This is a genomic window from Roseateles sp. P5_E11 (assembly GCF_054049355.1).
Window position 1 is genome coordinate 1 of sequence record NZ_JBFUMO010000668.1, and the last position, 2,883, is coordinate 2,883.

Below are 2,883 nucleotides of genomic sequence, written 5' to 3' on the forward strand. Positions count from 1 at the left end.
TCGGTTATCCGGCACCAATCTGCGTGAGATATTTCGTGATTGCTGAATCTCCGATGCAAATCCGAGCAATCAGTGTCGGCGTAGCCCAACTCTAGCCAGATGAGCTCCCAGGAAGTCGATTTGTTCAGGTGGTAAGTCATGGTCCCGTCGAAATCGAGGAACACAGCCTTGGTCGGGAACACCGAGCGAGATTTCGAAACACTACTCTTGGCGTGAATCGAGCCTTTGTTATGCGAGTAGTAGACGATGAATTGAGACAAGAATTCGTCTGGAAGCCCAGAGCGAATATTCCCCACAGAGCAACTAAGTGCGTTCGCCAAACGCGACGCTTCATCAAAGGAGACGCGAACGAAGTCGTCCGAACTGAGCCGTTTAACTCTGAGTGCCGCGTCCTCAATCCGTATTACCAGCCCCTGCTTCAGGTTCGATCGTTTGGAAATTTGCTGTTGAGACAGCCCTTGCTTATGCCTCAAGTAGAAAAACTTGTACGGATTGATCGCTACCTCTTGTTTAAGCCTAAGCGAGTGCTTTCGTTCGTTCTCTAGGTATCTGTTGAATAAGCCAGACCATTGCTTGCGGAGAATTCGTTTGATGTCACCGTGAGAGTTGTATTTAAAGATATAGCGAGTCGAGTTGTCTCGGTGAAGCAGGTCAATGAATTTCGCGATCTTTGGATTATCGATGTGCGTGAAAACGAAGTTGCCAGGCCGATTTTGCTTGGTGTACGAGACGTATTCGTCATGAGTACTCTGGTTGATGAACACAAAGACAGGGATTCCATGATCCAGAGCTACTTTGTATTCATTGCTCGTGATCGAATACATCTTCTCTTCCGATGCGCCGAGACTTGGACGTCTTTCTGAGGTGCTTCCGTAGTTGTTCTTAATAACAAGGATCAACATTGAGCACTCTGGAATCGCTGCGTAGCATGATTCCTCTAGGTGCTTGCTTGGCTCGAAAGCAATGTCTCCGAATTCGAACGCCACCGGTTCGAAGTCCATGTCGGAGATGAATTCGCTTAGCTCTTCCCTGGTTTGCTGCAGGTCGCGAAAAGTTGAGCTGATAAAAACTTTAGGGCGCGGCATGGCTATCCTCCAAAGTACGAGTTGTTAACTCTGTTTCGGCGCAGTTTTGCACAAGAGCTTTGCACTCTAATGGTGTATCACCGCCGACCCCGTAGCGGTTTGCGCTTCATGGTGGTTCTCACAATGTAGGGACGACCTAGCGCCAGCACCAGTCCGGGTTCACCCTTCCTCGATGCACAGACTGCGCCGTTGCGCTTTTGTTGCGCAGTCTCGTTATGGCGCACTCTTGGGAGTGCCATTGTTGCGTGCTGTTCCAGGCAGACGGCTTGATGCACGGTGTGATCATGGCCTCCATCGTGCTCGATCAAGGCCGTCAGGCGTGAGCGATGTTTCGAGAAGCGCCCTGCAGATTGGAAGTTCCTTCTCAGTCCCATTAAGAACGTACCCCGGCAAGCGGGGCCGCTTATGTCAAACATTGAGTGACCGTTTCGAGGCATGCCAAAATCAAGTGATTGGCCGGTAACTCAGGGTCGCTTGCGTGATTGCGCTGACCCCGTGCGAGTACCCGCTTTGGGCACATTCCTGACCATCATCATCGGGTCGGCGGCAGCTTCGTGCCCGTTGCCGTCGTCCACGTCGCGAATCCTGGTGCTCTAAAGCGGCCGCTCAGATGACGAGCTCGACTTCAATTCCACGACGATGCTGGGAAACGCGAGTTGGGCTGCGTGGCGTTTCGCCACGAGGGCCTTACACAGGGACACTTATAAGCCAATTGACTCCGAAGTAGCCAATGGATTGTCCCTTCTGAGGCATTCTGTCAATTTGCCTTTGCGTTCCTCGGTGCGGACTTACCAGGTCGTTCGGATCTTGCGGTATTGATATCTACAACGATGTTGCCCGCCCCGACTTYCATCGAATCGGGAGAAGGCGGTTGGGTCACTCCCTGGGTCTTTCCACCTCCCGATGGCAGCGTGCCCCCGCTCGGTTCAACCTCTCGCAGTCTGCACGCCAACGTGCAGCTATCCTTTGTTGATACCCACCGACAGCCTTCAGGCGTCGTCGCTTGCTGTTGCGCAGTTGAGGGGCATTTTTCAGAGGCGTCAGCGTTACTGAATGGCAATAGCATGAGGAAGGACACGATGGCTTTAAACATTATGGTCTCACAGTCATAACGAGTTGAGGATGCAGGCCGTCATATTCTTTTCATCTACGGTTTTATCTATACAAAGCTGAACGGTCGCCTTTTTCAACACTGATGGAGTTGCTGGTGAGCGTGACGTCCCCGCATATCCTGGAATCCCGGCGGTCTCATATGGATTGGCGAKAAGCCCGCCGGCTCCGGCTAATAGCGATCCAAGGACGAAAACGGCTACGCCTGTAGAAGCAATTTTTAGGTTCCAAGCGACCGTCTTAGCTTCACCGCCGGCTTCAATGCCGCCTTGATCCACGCCAAAGACGATGAACAGCAGACCAACGCTCGCGATGGCAAATCCGACATGCATTACGGCGATTTTCATTCGCTGTTTGTTTATCAGTGCTCGAAAGCTGTTTGATTCAACAAGTGCTAAAGAAAACAACGCATAGTCGTTTGCGCTGTTAAATCCTTGAGTGGGTGCCGGCATTGCCTTGCTAAGCAATTCAACCTGAATGCTTGACCCCATTTCGTTATCGAGATTGCTAATGGCTTCATGCGCTTGATAAAGCAATACTGTGGGTGCGACTAGGCCAAGGATTAAAATCAAAACTAGGCGAGCTAGGCGAACCCATCGAATTACACGCATCAAAGCTTCCCCCATTAATCTTCTTAGGCTAGCACCATCGGCCCCTTGTCGCCTCATCAATAGGTGGTACTCAGCAC

At 51.4% G+C, this 2,883-nt stretch carries 2 protein-coding genes; both read right to left on the reverse strand.

The genetic code is table 11. The features are described 5' to 3' along the window. Positions 1-1,085 (reverse strand): DUF4062 domain-containing protein (locus tag ACXJKR_RS28855; protein ID WP_457325768.1); only part of this gene is annotated, 1,085 nt, incomplete at its 3' end. 1,106 nt (positions 1,086-2,191) lie between these two features. Further along, a partial coding sequence (locus tag ACXJKR_RS28860; RefSeq protein ID WP_457325769.1) for a hypothetical protein occupies positions 2,192-2,883 on the reverse strand: 692 nt, incomplete at its 5' end.